The organism is Micromonospora sp. NPDC047670 (assembly GCF_043204915.1).
In the GTDB taxonomy this organism is placed as follows: Bacteria; Actinomycetota; Actinomycetes; order Mycobacteriales; family Micromonosporaceae; genus Micromonospora.
Genome location: NZ_JBIDDA010000021.1, coordinates 59,998 through 77,804 on the forward strand (window position 1 = coordinate 59,998; position 17,807 = coordinate 77,804).

A 17,807-nucleotide genomic window follows, 5' to 3' on the forward strand; every position below is an offset into this window, starting at 1 on the left:
CGAGTCTAGACGCGCGCCGCGTCGCGAACCGGCTGGTGCCGGCGCAGCTCCCGGCGGGCCAGCGACTGCCGGTGCACCTCGTCCGGGCCGTCGGCCAGCCGCAGCGCGCGGGCCCGGACCCAGAGCCCGGCCAGCGGCGTGTCCTGGCTGACCCCCGCGGCCCCGTGCGCCTGGATGGCCCGGTCGATCACCCACTCGGCGGTCGCCGGCACCGCGATCTTGATCGCCTGGATCTCGGTGTGCGCGCCCCGGTTGCCGACGGTGTCCATCAGCCACGCGGTCTTGAGCACCAGCAGCCGGGCCTGCTCGACGCGGACCCGCGCCTCGGCGATCCAGTCGCGGACCACGCCCTGCTCGGCCAGCGGCGCGCCGAACGCGTGCCGGTCGGAGACCCGGCGGCACATCAGCTCGACGGCCCGTTCGGCCATGCCGAGCAGCCGCATGCAGTGGTGCACCCGGCCCGGTCCGAGCCGGGCCTGGGAGATGGCGAAGCCATTGCCCTCCGCCCCGATCAGGTTGCCCGCCGGCACCCGGACGTCGACGAAGTCGATCTCGGCGTGGCCGCCGTGGTCGCTGTCGTCGTAGCCGAAGGTCCGCAGGCCCCGGCGGACGGTGACCCCGGGGGTGTCCCGCGGCACCAGGATCTGGCTCTGCTGCCGGTGCCGGGGCGCGGTCGGGTCCGTGCGCCCCATCACGACGAGGATCGCGCAGCGCGGGTTCAGGGCGCCGGTGACGAACCACTTGCGGCCGTTGACCACGTACTCGTCGCCGTCGCGCTCGATGCGGGTGGCGATGTTCGTGGCATCCGACGACGCGACGGCCGGCTCGGTCATCGCGAACGCCGAGCGGATCCGGCCGTCCAGCAGCGGGGCGAGCCAGCGCTCGCGCTGCGCCGGGCTGCCGAACCGGGCCAGCAGCTCCATGTTGCCGGTGTCCGGCGCCGCGCAGTTCAGCGCGACCGGGGCGAGACCGGGCGACCAACCGGTGATCTCGGCCAGCGGAGCGTACTGCAGGTTGGTCAGGCCGGCGCCGTGCTCGCCGGGGAGGAAGAGGTTCCACAGGCCGCGGCGGCGGGCCTCGGCCTGGAGCCCGGCGACCACGGGCGGGGCGGCCCACGGGTCGGCCCCCTCACGCACCTGCTCCTCGAACACCGGCTCGGCCGGGTGGACCCGCTCGGCCATGAACGCGAGCAGGCGTTCCCGTAGCCGCTCGGTGGTCTCGTCGTACCGGAAGTCCATCAGGCGCTCTCCATCCTCTGCGGAAGCGGTGCGGCCACCGGCGGCGGCCCCGCGCCCCCGCCGGGCCCGCCCCCGGACGTGCCGGCGGGACGCGTCCCCCGCCGGGCGGCGCGGGCCGGACCGCCCGGCGCGGGCGGGCGGTCCGGGGTCGTCGGGGTCGGGCGGCTCAGCCATGCCGGCGCTGCTCGGCGTCGCGCTGGGTCCGGTTCATCGCGCGCAGCCAGCGGTCCGGGTCGGTGGCGCGGCGGGCGTACCAGGCCGCGACCTCCGGGTGGGGCAGCACCAGGAAGCGGTCGTCAGCCAGCGCCGCGCTGACGCACTCCGCTACCTGCTCGCAGCTGACCGCGGTGGCGTCGAGCAGGGCGGCGCTCGTGTCGTCGGCGGCGGCCAGCATCGGCGTGCGCACCCCCTGCGGGCAGAGCGCCTGGACGGTGATCCCCCGGTGGGCGTAGCTGGCCCGCAGCCACTCGGCGAAGGCCAGCGCGGCGTGCTTGGTCACCGAGTAGGGCGCCTTGCCGAGCAGGGTGAGCAGGCCCGCCGCGGAGGCCGTGACCAACAGCCGGCCGCGACCGGCGGCGAGCCAGTGCGGCAGCAGCTCGCGCGCGGCGAGCACGTGCGCCATCACGTTCACCCGCCAGGCCCGCTCCCACGCCTCGTCGGGGGCGTCGACGCCGCCGCCCGGGGCCACGCCGGCGTTGGCGCAGAACAGGTCGACCGCGCCGAGGCGGTCGCGCGCGAAGCCGACCAGGGCGGCCACCCCGGCGGGATCGGCCGCGTCGCCGGGGCAGGCGTACCCGCCGATGCGCGCCGCCACCGCGCGGGCCGCCGCGGCGTCGAGGTCGTTGACCACCACCCGGGCGCCGTCGGCGGCGAACCGGGCGGCCAGGGCGGCCCCGATGCCGGACCCGGCCCCGGTCACCACCACGCCCGCCCCGGCCACCGTCAGCCCGCGGGACGCGGGCGCCGCGGTCATCCGGCGATCCGGCCGGCGAGGCCGACGCCGCCGTCGAGGACGAGGGTCTGCCCGGTGATCCAGGCGGCGTCGGCGCAGGCGAGGAAGGCGACCGCGCCGGCCACGTCCTCCGGTTCGCCGAGGCGGCCCAGCGGGTACGCCCGGGCGACCTCGTCCTCCCGGCCCTCGTGCAGGGCCGCGGCGAACCGGGTGCGCACCACCGCCGGGGCGACCGCGTTGACCCGGACCGCCGGCGCGAGCTCGACGGCCAGGCAGGCGGTGAGGTGGTTGAGGGCGGCCTTGCTCACGCCGTAGAAGGCGATGCCCGGCGACGGGGTCAGGCCGGCGATCGAGGAGACGTTGACGACGCAGCCGCCCCGGTCGGCCATCCCGGCGGCGCAGACCTCCTGCACCCAGCCGAGCGCGCCGACCAGGTTGACGTCGAGGATCTTGCGGGCCGCGGCCAGGTCCAGCTCGGCGAGGGGCCCGTACACCGGGTTGATGCCGACGTTGTTCACCAGGACGTCCACCGGCCCGAACGCCTCGGCGACCAGGCGGACCGCCTCGCGGCGGTGCCCGGCGTCGTCGGCCCGACCGGGCACGGCCACGGCGCGGGCGGGGCCGCCCAGCTCGGCGACGGCCTCGGCCAGCGCCTCGGGACGACGGGCGGTCAGGCCGACCCGGGCTCCCTCGGCGACCAGTCGCCGGGCGACCGCCAGGCCGATCCCGCGGCTGGCCCCGGTGACGAGGGCGACCTGGCCGGACAGCCGGCCTGAATCTGCATTCACGATGCAGATAGTAGAAGTGGCGCGAGTACGCGTCAACGACAAATGCCGATGAGCTTCTCACAATCCGTTGACACGGCCGCCCGATTAATCGCACCGTCGATGCAGATACCGACACCGCTCGGGAAGGGACCTCCGCCATGCCGGAAGCCGTCATCGTCGCCGCCGCCCGATCGCCGATCGGACGGGCACACAAGGGCTCCCTGCGCGACCTGCGCGCCGACGACCTCGCCGCCACGATCGTGCGGGCCGCCCTGGACCAGGTGCCGCAGCTCGACCCGGGCGAGATCGACGACCTGATGCTCGGCTGCGGTCAGCCCGCCGGCGAGCAGGGCCACAACCTCGCCCGGGTGGTGGCCGTCCTGCTCGGGCTGGACCACCTGCCCGGCACGACCGTCAACCGGTACTGCTCGTCGTCGCTGCAGACCACCCGGATGGCGCTGCACGCCATCCGGGCCGGGGAGGGGCACGTCTTCGTCTCGGCGGGGGTCGAGTGCGTCTCCCGGTACGACCGGGGGCGCGCCGACGGGCACCCGGGCAGCGCCAACCCCGCGTTCGCCGACGCCCTGGCTCGCACGGCGGCCCGGGCCGCGGGCGGCGCGCCGGCCTGGCACGATCCGCGCGAGGGTGGCGCGCTGCCGGACGTCTACCTCGCCATGGGGCAGACCGCCGAGAACGTCGCCCACCTGCGCGGGGTGTCCCGGCTCAGCCAGGACGAGTTCGCCGTACGGTCGCAGCTGCTGGCCGAGAAGGCGATCGCCGACGGCTTCTGGGCCCGCGAGATCACCCCGGTGCGCGTGCCCGGCGGCGCGGTGGTGACCGCCGACGACGGGCCGCGCGCCGGGGTGACCCTGGAGGCGGTGGCGGCGCTGCCGCCGGTGTTCCGGCCGGACGGCACGGTGACCGCCGGCAACTGCTGCCCGCTCAACGACGGCGCCGCCGCGCTCGTCGTGATGTCCGACGTGCGGGCCCGCGAGCTGGGCGTGACGCCGCTGGCCCGGATCGTCGCCACCGGCCTGAGCGCGCTCTCCCCCGAGATCATGGGGCTCGGGCCGGTCGAGGCGTCCCGGCAGGCGCTGCGCCGCGCCGGCATGTCCGTCCGCGACGTCGACCTGGTCGAGATCAACGAGGCGTTCGCCGCCCAGGTGTTGCCGAGCGCGCGCGAGCTGGGTGTCGACTGGGACCGGCTCAACGTCAACGGGGGCGCGATCGCGGTCGGCCACCCGTTCGGCATGACCGGCGCCCGCATCACCACCACCCTGATCAACTCGCTGCGCTGGCACGACCAGCAGATCGGGCTGGAGACCATGTGCGTCGGCGGCGGACAGGGCATGGCGATGATCATCGAGCGGCTGAGCTGACACCGGCCGGGGGCGCGCCCCGACCGCACCCGGCCACCGCGGACCGGGCACGGTCGGGGCGCACGCGCGGTCGCCGGCGGCGCCGACCGGTCGGGCGCTCGCGCGGTCGCCGGCCGCGCGAGGTCCAGGGGACTCAGGAGGCCGACGGGATCCCGTTGGCGGGCGGGCCCACCGGCGCGGCCGTGTACTCCCGCACCGGCCCGTCGCCCTCGTCGGTCTCGTACGTCGGCCCGAAGTAGGCCTGCGCGCCCCCGCTGACCCGGTTGAGCCGCTGCCCGCCGTATCCCGAGTGGTCGGTGGCGGAGAAGCGCAGCGGGGCCAGCCCCGGCCCCTGGTAGCCGCCCTTGCCGACCGCCTCCAGCACCGACTCCCGGGTGACGTCCTTGCCCGCGGCCTGCAGGACCTGGACGAAGAGGTAGCCGACCGCCATGCCGTAGACGGTGTTGCCGTCGAACGGCGCGTTTCCGTTGTGCTCCTTGTTGATCCTGGTGAAGAGCTGGATCCACGGGTTGGCGGCGTCGTTCTGCATCGGCAGGTAGTTGGCGCCGATCATGCCCTCCAGCAGCCCCGCGTTCTCGCCGAGCTGCTTGGCCAAGGTCGGCTGGTCGGCGCCGACGTTGGAGACGAGCCACTGCGGCTTGAAGCGGAGCCGGGCTGCGGTGCCGACGGCGAGCGCGGTGAACCCGGGCACGGTGGCGAGGATGACGACCTCGCACCCGGCCGCCTTGAACGCGCCGATCTGGGGCGCCACGTTGGGGTTGCTGGTGACGTACGTCTGCTTGGCCACCACGGCGCCGGCGCCCAGCACCTTCTCCACGCCGACCAGGCTGTCGCGCCCGAAGTCGTCGTCCTGGCCGAGGAAGCACACCTTGCGCCCCGGCAGGCTGGTCTTGACGTGGTGGGCCAGGATCTTGCCCTCCACGGTGTAGTCGGGGTTGAACCCGAACGTGCCCGGATACCGGTCGGGCTGGTCCCAGCTGCGGCTGCCCGAGGCGACGAAGAGGTCGGGCACCCGGTTGCTCTTGAGGAAGTCGAGCACACCGCTGTGGGTCGGCGTGCCGAGCCCGTTGAGGATCGCGAAGACCTTGTCCTGGAGGACCAGCTGCCGCACCACCTGCTGGGTGTTGGCCGGGTTGTACCCGTCGTCCATCACCTTGTAGGTGATCTTGCGGCCGTGCACCCCGCCGTTGGTGTTGACGTAGTCGAAGTACGCCTTGGTGGCCGGGGCGATCTTGGAGTAGCCGGCCGCCGCCGGGCCGGTGAGCGGCATGTGGGTGCCGACCACGATCTCGGTGTCGGTGACGCCGGGCACCGGCCCGCGGCCTGTCCCGCCGCCGTCGTCACTGCAGCCGGCGGCGGTGACGAGCAGGGCGACGGCGCTGGCGATCGCGAGAGCGCGTCGTGTCGAGGGTGGCATGTGGACACCGACCTTTCCTCGGTCCGGTTTCTGGTGGTGGGGCGGGGGTACGCGTCCGGTGGGACCGGACGTTCAGGAGCGCCGCCGGCCGGGCAGGCGGGCGGCCAGCGCCCGGCCGAGCCGGGCCAGCAGACCCTGCACGCCGCCGGGCGCGGCGATCATGACGACGACCAGCGTCACCCCGAAGATGGCCAGCGGGAGGTTGCCCTCCATCCGCTGCGCCGCCGCCGGGGAGAGGCTGAGCCCCTCGGTCAGGGCGTGGGTGAGATCGGGCAGGGCGACCAGCAGGACGGCACCCCAGAGGGCGCCGGTCAGGCTGCCCAGGCCGCCGACGACGACGGCCATCAGCAGGAACAGCGACAGCGTCAGGGAGAACGCCCCCGGCGACACGCTCTGCGCGAGGACCGCGAGCAGGGCGCCGCCGAGGCCGGCGCCGGCGGCGCTGACCACGAACGCGAGCACCTGGGTACGGGCGACGTGGATGCCGGCGAGCCGGGCGGCGACCTCGTCGTCGCGGACCGCCCGGAAGGTGCGGCCGTACCGGCTGCGGACCAGGTTGGCCAGCAGCAGCAGGGCGAGCAGGGTGGCCGCCGCGGCGATCCAGAGCTGCCACCGCTCGTAGGGGAAGTACGGGCCCAGCGCGGCCGGCGGGGGCTCGACCGGCACCGCCAGTCCCTGCTCGCCGTTGAGGACGCCGTCGAAGGTGACGGTGAGCGCGGGCACCACGACCGCGACGGCGAGGGTGACGCCGGCCAGGTACGGGCCGCGCAGCCGGGCGGCGGCCACCCCGACCACGGCGCCGACCGCGAGGGCGGCCAGGACGGCGGCGCCCAGTGACACCGCCAGCAGCCAGCCGCCGGTCGCCCCGGCGTCGGCGAACGCGTTCTGGCACAGCGCGACGGTGTACGCGCCGGTGGCCATCAGCGCGCCGTGCCCCAGCGAGAGCTGCCCGTTGAGGCCGGTGAGGACGGTCAGCCCGGCGGTGGCGCAGAGGTAGGCCGCCACGGTGGCGAGCTGGAAGTTGCGGAACGGTTCCAGCCCGTAGCTGGCGGCCACCAGCAGCAGCGCGGCGACGGCCGCGACGCCGAGGTGGCGCAGCAGCGTCGGGGCGCGGCGGGCGTCGGCCGGACCCGCGCCGGCGCTCGCCCGCGCGCTCGGCGGGGTCGCCGCCCGGGTGGCGGTCACACCCGCCTCGCCGTGACCGGGGCGAACAGCCCGCCCGGGCGGACCAGGAGCACCGCCAGCAGCAGCACCAGCACCGCGAGCGGGGTGAGGTCGCTGCCGGCGTACCCGCTGACGTAGGAGAGCACCAGCCCGACCGCGAGCCCGCCGACCACCGCCCCCGGTGGACTGTCCAGCCCGCCGACCACGGCGGCGGTGAACGCCGAGACGAAGACCAGGTCCATCGCGTGCGGGTGCAGGCCCAGCTCGGTGGGGATGACCAGCATCCCGGCCAGCGCGCCGACGCCGGAGGCCAGCGCCCAGCCGAGCGTGAGCATGCCGCCGACGTTCACCCCGAGCAGCCGGGAGACCTCGGGGGCGAACGCCGCCGCGCGCATCCGCAGGCCCACCGCCGTGCGGGTGAAGGTCCAGGCCAGCCCCACGACCACCACCGCGACCGCCGCGAAGACGAACAGGTCGTACGGCGAGAGGACGGCGACCCCGCCGACGGTCAGCGCCGTGCGGGAGAACGGCGCCTCGGCGGGGCGGAACTCGTTGCCGTAGACCATGCCCAGCACCGCCTGGATCAGCAGCACCAGCCCGAGCGCGACGATCACCGGGTTGAGCGGCGACGCGTGGTCGACGAAGCGCATCACGGCCACGTCGACGAGCGCGCCGAGGAGCAGCCCGGCGGCCAGCGCGGCCAGGAAGCCCAGCCAGTACGAGCCGGTCGCGGCGGAGACGCCGTAGGCCACGTAGGCGGTGGCGACGGCCATCGCGCCCTGGGCGAAGTTGACGATCCGGGCGGCCCGCCAGATGAGCACCAGAGCCAGCGCGAACGCCGCGTAGACCGCCCCCCTGGACAGGCCGTCGAGGGTGAGGAAGACGAAGCGGTCCAACAGTCCTCCCTTGCGGGGACGAGATGGTCAGAAGCCGAGGTAGGCGTGGCGCAGGTCGGCGTCGTCGCGCAGCCGGTCGGCGGGGGCGGTGGTGACGACCCGCCCCAGGGACATCACCACGCCCTGGTCGGCGATCCAGAGCGCGCTGCGCACGTTCTGCTCGACGAGCAGCACGGTCAGCCCGGTGCGATCGCGCAGCCGGCGCAGCAGGGCCATGGTCTGGGCCACCACCCGGGGCGCCAGCCCGAGTGACGGCTCGTCGAGCAGCAGCAGCCGGGGGCGGCCCACGAGGGCCCGGCCGAGGGCCAGCATCTGCCGCTCCCCGCCGGATAGCTGGTGGCCGAGGTGGCGCCGCCGCCGGGCCAGCGGCTCGAAGAGCTGGTAGACCTCGTCGAGCGCGCGGGCCGCGTCGGGCCGGTCACGGCGCCACAGCCCGCCCAGGCGCAGGTTCTCCTCGACCGTCAGCTCGCCGACCACGCCGCGCCCCTCCGGCACGTGTGCCATGCCGCGGCGGACGAGCTGCTCCACGGGGACGCCGCGCAGGTCCTCCCCCGCCAGCACCACGCGGCCGGCCGCCGGGCGCAGCATGCCGGAGAGCGCGCGCAGCAGGGTGGTCTTGCCGGCGCCGTTGGCCCCGACCACCGCTGCGATGGTGCCGCGCGCAACGGTGAGGTCGACCTCGTGCAGCACGGGCGCGCCGCCGTAGCCGGCCACCAGCCCGCGCACCACGAGCAGATCCCCGTCGCTCATGCCGGCCCTCCACTTCGCTGCGCGCCGGCATGAGGCACCACCGCACCCAACCCGATGATCCGCTCGCTCATGCCGCGGCCTCGTCGACCTCGGCGCCGAGGTAGGCGTCGGCGACGGCCGGGTCGTCGCGGACCTCGTCGGGGGTGCCGGCGGCGATCACCCGGCCGAAGTCGAGCACGACGATCTCGTCGCAGACGGACATCACCAGGTCCATGTGGTGCTCCACCAGCAGCACCGCGCACGGGTCGGTGTCGCGCCGGGGCAGCTTGCGGATCAGCTCCGCCAGCTCGGCGATGTCGTCGGCGCCGAGGCCGCCGGCGGGTTCGTCGAGCAGGAGCAGCCGGGGCCGCGCGGCCAACGCGCGGGCCAGCGCCACCCGCTGGCGTACGGCGAAGGGCAGGGTGCCCGGCGCGGCGTCGGCGTGCCCGGCGACGCCCAGGCTGTCGAGCACCTCGAGGGCGTGCCGGCGCAGCCGGCGCTCGTCGCGGTCGCTGCGCGGCAGGCCGAACAGGGCCGGCAGGAATCCGGCTCGGGCCGTGTGGGTGGCGCCGACCATCACGTTCTCCAGCACGGTGAGGCCGGCGAACAGGCCGGTGCCCTGCAGCGTCCGGGCGATGCCCAGCCGGGTCAGGTGGTGGGGGCGGGGTCGCAGCGGACGGCCGTCGAGGGTCAGCGAGCCCTCGTCCGGGGCGACGAAGCCGCAGACGACGTTGAACAGGGTGGTCTTGCCGGCGCCGTTGGGGCCGATGACCCCGACCACCCGGCCGGGGGGCACCCGCAGCGAGACGTCGTCGAGGGCGGTGAGGCCACCGAAGCGCACCCCGATGTGGTGCAGCGCGAGCCCTTGCTCCATCACCCATCCTCGGGATCCGACGACAGTTATTACACTGGGAGTGTACGTTTCTGGAGTCCGTCGTCAATACCTTCGATGCGCCGCCGCGACACGCACTGCGGTCTCCACCCCGACACACGGCGGCCGGCCGATTTCTGCACCGGCCGGGCAGCCAACCGCAGCGGGACACGCGTCGGGGCGGCCGCGCCGGGCAGCCGCCCCGATGCGCGTCACGCGCTCGGACAGGTGTTGCGGTACTCCTCGACGGCGCTGCCGCTCGGGCCGGGGCAGAGGAACTGCTCGTAGCGGGTGTCGTTGTCCACGAACCGCTTCAACCAGGCCACCGCCTGCCGCGCGGTGGGCGTGTTGACCGTCTGCGGGAAGAAGTGGCTCGCCCCGTTGAGTTCCAGGTACGCCTTCTCCGACGAGGCCGGGATGCTGGTGTAGAACGGCTCCGAGTGCGACGAGACCGGGGCGACGCTGTCGCTCTCGCCGCCGATGATGAGCGTCGGCACCCGGACGTCCGACCAGCTCTTGTCCAGGTTCCACGGCGCCAGCGGCACGGCGGCCTGCAGCGACGGCCGGGCGACGGCGGCCTCCAGGCTGCCGCCACCGCCCATCGAGTGGCCGGACACCGCGAGCCGGGTGCTGTCGATGCGGCCGCGCACCGAGCTGCGCTCCACCAGGTAGTCGAGCGCGGCGAGCAGCTGCCGGCCGCGGCTGTCCGGCTGGTCGAGGCGGGTGTTGGTCTCGATGCCGATCACCACGAACCCGTGCGAGGCGATCCGCGGTCCGAGCCAGCTGATGCTGGACCAGGCGGCGGTGTAGCCGGGCGAGATGGCGACGGCGCCGAAGGTGCCCTCGCTGGTGCTGGTCGGGTAGTAGATGACCCCGCCGCCGAAGCCGGTCACGCTGAGCGAGGAGACGCTCTGCGAGGCGGTGGCGAAGGGGCCGCGGCTGGCCTCCAGCAGCGCGACGGTCGGGGCGGGACCGCGCTCGTACGGGTTGTCGGCGGCCCGGGCGGCGGGCGGGGCCGCCAGGGTGGCCGTGGCGGCCAGTGCGGCGGCCAGGGCCAGCCCGGCGGCGCGGCGGACGGAACGGGGGCGGGTGGTGGTTGGTGATGACACGTCGGGCACTCCCTGCGGGTCGGGGCATATCGACATGCATCAGTCTTGGGCGGCGGCGGGGCCCTCGCATCGGCGAAATCGCCAGTCCCCCCGGCCGGCGAAATCCGGAGCCCGGGTTTCCGGCCCCGAACCCCGGGTAGGGCACCCGGTACCCCGGCCGAATGGAGACGCTGTGTTCAATCCGTTGGACCACAAAGGAATCCCACTGGAGAGCCAGATCCGCAACTGGCGCGAGCTCAACGTGGAGCCGATCGACCCGGAGGCGGTCGACCCGTACACCCGGTGCCGCATCATCACCATGAACGGCATCGAGGTCGAGGCGATCAACTTCCAGCACCAGTTCGCCCGCAACTGCCCGGACCAGGAGGTCCGCCGGCAACTGGCGTACGTGCGGTATGTGGAGAGTCAGCAGCAGCGGGCGGTGAACTGGCTGCTGCCCGGCGTGGCGAGCGTGCTGGAGACCACGCTCGGCTACGAGCAGGTCGCCGTCGACCTGACCGCGTGGGTGGCCCGGCACGAGCCGGATCCCTACCTGAAGCAGGGCTACGAGTTCGGCGTGCTGGAGGACTTCGACCACCTGTACCGCTACGCCAACCTGTACGAGATGGTGGAGCGACGCAAGGCCGAGAAGATCGTCGACGGCCTCACCGAGGTCATGCCCGGCCGGCCGACCGTCGCCGAGCACCGGCACCCGTTCGACGAGGTCCGCACCCCGTACGACCGCGACGCCGTGGACCCCCGGTCCAAGCTGCACGCACTGACGATCCTGTCGGCCGAGCAGCAGGTGATGTTCTACTACATGAACGTCGGGCCGCAGTACATGGAGCCCATCGCCCGGCAGCTCTACCAGGAGATCAGCCTCATCGAGCAGGAGCACGTCACGCACTACGAGTCGCTGCTCGACCCGGGCGAGAACTGGTGGGAGCGGCTGCTCACCCACGAGTACAACGAGTGCTGGCTGTACTACTCGTTCATGGAGCAGGAGAGCGACCCGCGGATCAGGGCGGTGTGGGAGCTGCACCTGCAGATGGAGCTGGCGCACCTGCAGCAGGCCGCCGACCTGCTGCGCCGCCACGACGGCCGGGAGCCGGAGCAGATCGTGGGCACCGGGCTGCCCGAGCCGCTGACCTTCGAGCCGAACAAGGAGTACCTGCGCCACCTGCTCGCCACCCAGGTCGACGTGACCAAGATCGGTGAGGGGTACGTGCGCGAGGCCCACGAGCGGTTCGAGTGGATGCAGCAGCAGCTGCACGACGGGCAGAAGCCGCCGAGCGAGCAGGTCATCGACATGCACCGGGAACGGTTCGGCGACGAGTACCGCATCGAGACCGAGGGACCGCACCCGGTGGAGGCGCTGCGCGCCCGGGGAGGCAGCCATGCCTGACACCACCGGCACCCCGGCCACGCCGGGGCCCGCGGAGGACGTGGTCGACCTCCTGCTCGCCCAGCACGCCCAGGTCGAGCAGCTCTTCCTGCTGGTCATCGGCAGCACCGGCCAGACCCGCCGGGACGCCTTCGACGACCTGGTCAAACTGCTCGCCGCCCACGAGACCGCCGAGGAGGAGGTGCTGCACCCGCTGGCCCGTACCCTGCCCGGCGGGGGCGGCGACGCCATGGTCGACGAGCGGCTCGACGAGGAACGCCAGGCCAAGGAGACCCTGAAGACCCTGGTGCAGGGCGGCGTGGACGCCGACGGCTTCGACACCGGCATCATCCTGCTGCGCGACGCCGTGCTCGCCCACGCCCGTCACGAGGAGCGCTACGAGTTCCCCCTGCTGCGCCAGCACGTGCCCACCGACCGGCTCCGCACGCTGGCCGCCGCGGTCCGCACCGCGGAGGCGACCGCGCCCACGCGCCCACACCCGAGCGCGCAGACCGCCAAGGGCAACCTCGCCGCGGGCCCCGCGCTGGCGGTCATCGACCGCGTGCGCGACGCCGTCCGCAAACCGTCCGCCAGCTGAGACGCCGAGCACCCGGCACGCGACGCGACGCGCCCACCCCACCACGACGGTCGGGTGGGCGCGTCGCACGGGCCGGTTCCACCGTCGGGTTCCACCGGGCGCCGGACGCGCCGGCGGAACCCGGGGAGGTCACCCGAGGGTGAACCGGAAGAACCGGGGGCGGTAGATCCCCGGGTCGCGGTAGTGGTCCCCGTCCGTCGAGATCCGGGTGTCCATGCTGTTGACGTTGTACGACGCGACGAACGTGTCACCGGAGCTGAGCGCCGCGTGCACGTGCGCGTTGTACGAGATCACGTTCGGGTTCCAGTAGCTGCCGTACGGTCCGGGCTCCGGCATCCGGTAGACCGGGGTCTTCTGGGTGAACGGGCCGAACGGCGAGCAGGACGTCCAGGCGTTGATCTGGCCGCTGAACGCCTGGGTGCTGTCCTGGCTGAGCAGCAGGAACTGCCCGCCCCACGGGGTGACGCTGTACTCGTTGGCGATGCCGGTGAGCAGGTTGCGGGAGTTCTGTTCCCGGAAGGTCCAGCCCCAGGGGGTGTGGTACTGCCAGGTGCCGTCGGCCAGGTCGCTGCCGTACACCCGGGCGATGCGCATCTGCTTGTTGATCGGGGAGTCGTCGACCCCGTAGACGTAGGTGTAGCCGTCGTTGCTGCGGCTGGCCGGCAGCAGCGCCGAACCCCACGCCACCCCGCTGGCCGACGGCAGCTCCCGCACGCTGACCGGGGTGCGCAGGTTGGACAGGGCGAAGTCCGCCACCACGTTGCGGTTGAACCGCCAGTCCCAGGCGCCGGGGCCGAACCGCTCGTACTCCTGGAACACCACCTGGAGCTGGCCGTCGGAGAGGTGACCGTCGCCGATCCAGTACCACTTGCCGAGCGCCGACGGCGGCATCAGCGCCTGCGGCGCCCCGGCGGTGCCGCCCTGGTAGGTGGTCAGGCTGCCGCCGCTCTGCACCACGAACGTGTTGTTCACCAGCGGCGCGCTCAGCGGCCGGGTGCCGTCGGCGTTGAGCGGGCCGAGCCAGGTGTCGGAGAAGAGCCAGACGATCCGGCCGTCCGGCAGCTTGACGGAGTACGTGGAGTCGCCGCCGGTCCAGCCGTCCGGCGTGCTGGCCGCGTACCGGTTGAAGGTGCCCTGCGGCTCGACGTTGATCTCGACACTCTTCACCGAGAGCGGGCGCAGCGCGCACGAGCGGGGCTTGAGCGGCAGCGTCGTCTCGACGTAGGTGCTGAACGTCTTCGGGCTCTCCGCCGCGTCGGCGGAGTGGATGTCCAGCTCGGTCCAGGTGGAGACCAGGGTGGCGACCATCGGGTACTTGAAGTCCGGCACGGTGATGAGGCCACCCGCGTCGGGGTACCGGACGGTCTGGATGCTGGGGTAGGCGGCGGTCGTCCCGCCGCTGCCGGCGGGCGCCCAGACGATCACCGCGGAGCTGCGGTTGGTGTCCTTCGTGACGTCGACCAGCAGCGTCGAGCAGTATCCGCAGCTCGAGTCGCCGGAGTTCCGCACCGCCCAGAAGTCGTGGTAGACGGCGCCGCCCTTGCGCAGGATGTCCTCGTACGTGACGTGGGTGCCGGCGGGGGTGGAGTGCTTCTTGCGGGCCGGCCGGGCGCCGCCGAGCCCGTCGTCGTTGGTCGGGGTGACGCCGCTGATGTTGCCGCGCCACAGCGCCGTGTCGGGGTCGGTGTAGCCGTAGTTGCGCCACGCGTCCACCGTCGGGGCGGGAGCGGCGTTCGCCCTGGCCAGCCGGTAGTTGGCGATGTGGTAGCCGAGCAGCATGTCCTTGAAGTTCAGGCCGTAGCCCTGCGCGGTGTGCCGGATCGCCTCGATCGGCAGGTGGTCGTGGTCCCGGACGCTCTCCCACGTGCGGCGCACGAAGGCCGCGTCGACCTGCTCGGTGAGGTAGGTCGGCAGCAGGAACGCGCCGTACTGGGGGCCGCCGCCGAGCCCGCCCCACGAGTTCAGCGCGGCGCCGGGCTTGCTCAGCACGTCGTGGACGTTGCGGGCGTACAGCGCATCCTCGCCGGCGATCGGCACGTACGGCTCGCGCACGTACGTCTGGTGGGCGGCCCATTCGGCGGTGGCCTCCATCCACCAGTTCATCGAGCCGAACTCCTTGCCCCCGACGAAGTGGGAGAAGTAGTCGATGCCGACGTCGCTGCGGTCCCAGTACTGGTACTGCATGACGTGGAACAACTCGTGCCGGGGCAGGTAGTCCCAGTCGTCCTGCCCGTTGGGCACGAGCATGGTGGCCTGCTGGTTGAGCCCGATCGGCAGCACGAAGGGCGCGTCGATCGGGAAGCCGAGGCCGCCGACGACGGGAAGCTCGTCCACGCCGTAGACCAGCACCCACGGCTTGCCCTCCCGGACCGGCAGCGGGTAGCCCATCTCGCGATACTCGGCCACCGCGATGCTGAGCGAGTTCAGCATGTACTGCACGGCCTTCGCGCGACCGTTCGGGTTGAAGTCCGCCGGGACGCCGGGCTGACTGCCGGAGGCGACGTTGTACAGGATGAGGAACTCGCCGGCGGAAGCCCGGCACCGGAAGGTGACGCCGAGGTACTCGTACGGTTCGGCGGCGCAGTCGTCGTAGCCGGCCGCGGCGGCGGGTGCGGCGACGTCCGGGGCGATGCTCCGCGCCGCCTCGGGCCCGGCGCCCGCCGCGAGCATGGACAGGTAGGCCAGGTACCGCTGCGGGTCGCGGATCGTGCCGGTGGGCCGCAGGTGCGCCGGCACCGAGCCGGGCGCGCGCAGCGCCGCCAACCCGTGCCGCACCGCCTCGTCGCGGGAGAGCTTCCCCCGGTGGTACGCCGACAGGATCTTCTCGTTGGGCCCGAAGTCCGGCGCGGCGGCCTTCGGGCGCTTCCCGCCGCTGGGCGGCACCGCCTTGAACGGCTTGGCCCGCTGCACCGGCGGCGCGGTCGCCCCCGCGTCCGGCGCGTCGGGTTGCTGGGCGGTGCCCACCGTGCGGCCCGCGGCCGGCGGCGGGCCCGGGTCGGGGGCCGCCTGCGCGGCGCCACTGGTCAGCACGGCGGCGGCCAGCAGGACCGCCGCGGTGACCAGGGCCAGAGGGTTCCTCATCTCGCTCCCTGTGATCGATGACCGGCGTCGGCCGGTACCGTCGCGACGCGGCCGGCTCCGGCCGCGGCCGGCACGGTAGCCACGGGCGGTTAACGATCGGCTGGCGTCAGGCCGCGCGGTGAGCGCCGGCGCGGGGCGCCGGGGAGCGGGCGGCTTTCGCACGGGTGGCCGTCCCCGGCGACGGCGGCGCGGGGGCCGGGCCGCCTCCGCATCCTCGACGCGGCTGTGCGATGCGGCCGGGCGGCGACACCGGTGACCGAACCGGTCAGGAATCAAGAAGCGTCGGGCACGGGCCTGTTCGTAGCGTGATCCTCAAGTGCATCATCCTCACGCACCAAGGAGACAAGGCATGAAGGCGAACGTCAGCTCGATCCTCCTCGGCGTCCGGGACATGGCCCGGTCCAAGGAGTTCTACACGGAGGGGCTCGGTTGGAAGATCAAGGACGACTACGGCGTCTCGGTGTTCTTCGAATCGGACACGGGCTCGCTCGTCGGCTTCTACGGGCGCGAGGGCCTGGCCGACCAGGTGGGCGCGAGCCCGCAGGGCAGCGGCTTCAGCGGGCTGGTCCTCACCTACGTCGTCCGCAGCCAGGCGCGGGTCGACGAGATCATCGCGCAGGCCGAGAAGGCCGGCGCCACGATCCTCAAGCCCGCCGGCGCCCTGCCGTGGGGCGGGTACGGCGGCTCCTTCGCGGACCCGGACGGCTACATCTGGAGCCTCGGCTACAGCGACCAGGGAACGGACCAGCCCTACGCGGAGTAGCCGCCGGGAGGCGTCAGCGGTTCTGGGCGAGGCGGCCGGGTGCCGGGCCCTCCGGCGGGACGCCGCCGGACGGATGGGGCCCTCGCCGCGGCGGCGGGACCCGCGGAGACGGGTGGGGTTCGGCGTCGACGCGGGATCGCGTCGACGCCGGACCGCCGCGCCGTCCACCGTGGACGTCGGCTAGATTGCGGACGTCTTCGGGGAGGCCACGTGCCACGTAATGCCATCGACCTGCGCCTGCTCGGGCCCGTCACCGCGACCAGCGGCAGGACCGACATCCCGCTGGGGGCGCCGCAGCAACGCACGGTCCTGGCCGCGCTGCTGATGGAGCCCGGTCGGGTGGTGCCGGTCGACGACCTGATCGACGCCGTCTGGGGCGAGCGCCCGCCGGCCGCCGCCCGCAAGGCCGTCCAGGTGTACGTCTCGCGGCTGCGCCACGCGCTGCCCACCCTCGACCTGCACGGACGGCCGCCGGGTTACCGGCTCGACGTCGCGCCGGACCGGGTGGACGTGCACCGCTTCCGCGCGCTGGTGCGGGCGGCCGACGCGGTCACCGGCGAGGACGCCCGGGGGCTGCTGCGCCGGGCGCTGGCACAGTGGCGCGGCACCGCACCGCTCGCGGGCCTGGGCGACGCCCCGCTGGCCCGGGCCCTCGCGCCGGTGCTCGTGGAGGAGCGGCTGACCGCGCTCCAGCGACGGGTCACCCTCGACCTCGAGGCCGGCCGGCACCGCGAGGTGGTCAGCGAACTGGTCGCGCTGACCGCCGCGCATCCGTACCGGGAGTCGGTGCACGGCCTGCTGATGCGGGCGCTGCACGGCGCCGGCCGGTCCGCCGAGGCGCTGGCCGCCTACCGGGCGCTGGAACAGCGGCTGGCACGGGAGCTCGGGGCGCGACCCGGTGCGGAGCTGCGCCGCCTGCACGGCCGGATCCGCCAGGGAGACGCCGCGACGCCGCCGTCGCAGGCGGGCGTCCCGCACGCCGCCGGCCCGTACGGTGCCGAGGTGGAACGCGTCGACGACCCCGCGCTCGTGGCCGAGCGGCTCTGGTCCGTGGCCCGCGACGCGCGGGAGGTGCTCGCGGTGCACCCCGACCGGCGGGCGCACCCCGAGGATCTGCCCCGCTTCCTGCACCGGCTGGGTCGCGGCGGCACCGTGTGGCGCACGATCGTGCACCAGCGCTGCCTGTCCCGGCCGGATCAGGTGCGCTACTCGGCCCGGCTGCACCGGGCCGGGGACCGGCACCGGGTCACCGAGCACCCGGTGCAGCGGATGGTGCTGGTGGACCGACGGATCGCCTTCGTCGCCAGCACACCGGGCGACGGGCGCCGCGGCGGCGCGCTCGTGATCCGCAACGCGGGCGTCGTGGCCACCCTCGCCGACCTCTTCGAGCACACCTGGGCCAACACCGTCGACATCGAGCCGGCCGGGGACGGCCGGACCTGACCGGCCGGTTCCGGGGCCGGAGCCCACGACCGGACCG

General features: G+C 74.1%; 15 protein-coding genes. 5 read left to right on the forward strand and 10 right to left on the reverse strand.

Annotated elements, in window-relative coordinates; genetic code table 11:
• Positions 1-5: 5 nt before the first annotated feature.
• From ACGF7U_RS30055 to ACGF7U_RS30065, 3 genes are all read right to left on the reverse strand, one after another.
• Positions 6-1,238 carry an acyl-CoA dehydrogenase family protein gene (locus ACGF7U_RS30055; protein WP_393112424.1) on the reverse strand — a complete coding sequence of 411 codons (1,233 nt, stop codon included), beginning with the start codon at positions 1,236-1,238 and terminating at the stop codon, positions 6-8.
• A gap of 166 nt (positions 1,239-1,404) precedes the next feature.
• On the reverse strand, positions 1,405-2,211 hold the full coding sequence (locus tag ACGF7U_RS30060; RefSeq protein ID WP_393112426.1) for an SDR family oxidoreductase: 807 nt from the start codon (positions 2,209-2,211) through the stop codon (positions 1,405-1,407).
• A complete protein-coding gene (locus ACGF7U_RS30065) occupies positions 2,208-2,978 on the reverse strand; it encodes an SDR family oxidoreductase (RefSeq protein ID WP_393112428.1) in 771 nt (256 codons plus the stop codon). The genes ACGF7U_RS30060 and ACGF7U_RS30065 overlap by 4 nt, the downstream gene beginning before the upstream one ends.
• A gap of 137 nt (positions 2,979-3,115) precedes the next feature.
• On the opposite strand from ACGF7U_RS30065, the gene ACGF7U_RS30070 reads away from it, so the two are divergent.
• Entirely contained in the window at positions 3,116-4,336 is a 1,221-nt protein-coding gene (locus ACGF7U_RS30070; RefSeq protein ID WP_393112430.1) for an acetyl-CoA C-acetyltransferase, read from the forward strand.
• Positions 4,337-4,469: 133 nt separating this feature from the next.
• Here ACGF7U_RS30070 and ACGF7U_RS30075 read toward each other — a convergent pair whose 3' ends face one another.
• The 6 genes from ACGF7U_RS30075 to ACGF7U_RS30100 form a co-directional block, all read right to left on the reverse strand.
• Entirely contained in the window at positions 4,470-5,753 is a 1,284-nt protein-coding gene (locus ACGF7U_RS30075; RefSeq protein ID WP_393112432.1) for an ABC transporter substrate-binding protein, read from the reverse strand.
• 72 nt (positions 5,754-5,825) lie between these two features.
• Complete coding sequence (locus ACGF7U_RS30080; RefSeq protein WP_393112434.1) at positions 5,826-6,938, reverse strand: branched-chain amino acid ABC transporter permease; 1,113 nt, start codon at positions 6,936-6,938, stop codon at positions 5,826-5,828.
• Complete coding sequence (locus tag ACGF7U_RS30085) at positions 6,935-7,813, reverse strand: branched-chain amino acid ABC transporter permease (RefSeq protein WP_393112436.1); 879 nt, start codon at positions 7,811-7,813, stop codon at positions 6,935-6,937. Before ACGF7U_RS30085 ends, ACGF7U_RS30080 begins: the two co-directional genes overlap by 4 nt.
• 27 nt (positions 7,814-7,840) lie before the next feature.
• Entirely contained in the window at positions 7,841-8,563 is a 723-nt protein-coding gene (locus tag ACGF7U_RS30090) for an ABC transporter ATP-binding protein (RefSeq protein ID WP_393112438.1), read from the reverse strand.
• A 67-nt stretch (positions 8,564-8,630) separates the two neighbouring features.
• The gene (locus tag ACGF7U_RS30095) at positions 8,631-9,416 is read right to left on the reverse strand and encodes an ABC transporter ATP-binding protein (RefSeq protein WP_393112440.1); all 786 of its coding nucleotides are present in this window, start codon (positions 9,414-9,416) and stop codon (positions 8,631-8,633) included.
• Between the two features lie 209 nt (positions 9,417-9,625).
• The gene (locus ACGF7U_RS30100; RefSeq protein WP_393112442.1) at positions 9,626-10,558 is read right to left on the reverse strand and encodes an alpha/beta hydrolase family protein; all 933 of its coding nucleotides are present in this window, start codon (positions 10,556-10,558) and stop codon (positions 9,626-9,628) included.
• Between the two features lie 136 nt (positions 10,559-10,694).
• Here ACGF7U_RS30100 and ACGF7U_RS30105 point away from each other — a divergent pair, with 136 nt between their 5' ends.
• Together ACGF7U_RS30105 and ACGF7U_RS30110 are read left to right on the forward strand one after the other, a co-directional pair.
• Positions 10,695-11,906, forward strand: a complete 1,212-nt coding sequence (locus tag ACGF7U_RS30105; protein ID WP_393112444.1) for a hypothetical protein — start codon at positions 10,695-10,697, stop codon at positions 11,904-11,906.
• Entirely contained in the window at positions 11,899-12,483 is a 585-nt protein-coding gene (locus tag ACGF7U_RS30110; protein WP_393112445.1) for a hemerythrin domain-containing protein, read from the forward strand. The genes ACGF7U_RS30105 and ACGF7U_RS30110 overlap by 8 nt, the downstream gene beginning before the upstream one ends.
• Positions 12,484-12,612: 129 nt before the next feature.
• Here ACGF7U_RS30110 and ACGF7U_RS30115 read toward each other — a convergent pair whose 3' ends face one another.
• Positions 12,613-15,564: a DUF4185 domain-containing protein gene (locus tag ACGF7U_RS30115; RefSeq protein ID WP_393112447.1), complete on the reverse strand. Its 2,952-nt coding sequence runs from the start codon at positions 15,562-15,564 to the stop codon at positions 12,613-12,615.
• Positions 15,565-15,913: 349 nt separating this feature from the next.
• On the opposite strand from ACGF7U_RS30115, the gene ACGF7U_RS30120 reads away from it, so the two are divergent.
• A complete protein-coding gene (locus ACGF7U_RS30120) occupies positions 15,914-16,327 on the forward strand; it encodes a VOC family protein (RefSeq protein WP_393112449.1) in 414 nt (137 codons plus the stop codon).
• Between the two features lie 210 nt (positions 16,328-16,537).
• A complete protein-coding gene (locus tag ACGF7U_RS30125; RefSeq protein WP_393112451.1) occupies positions 16,538-17,770 on the forward strand; it encodes a BTAD domain-containing putative transcriptional regulator in 1,233 nt (410 codons plus the stop codon).
• The last annotated feature ends 37 nt before the right edge of the window (positions 17,771-17,807 follow it).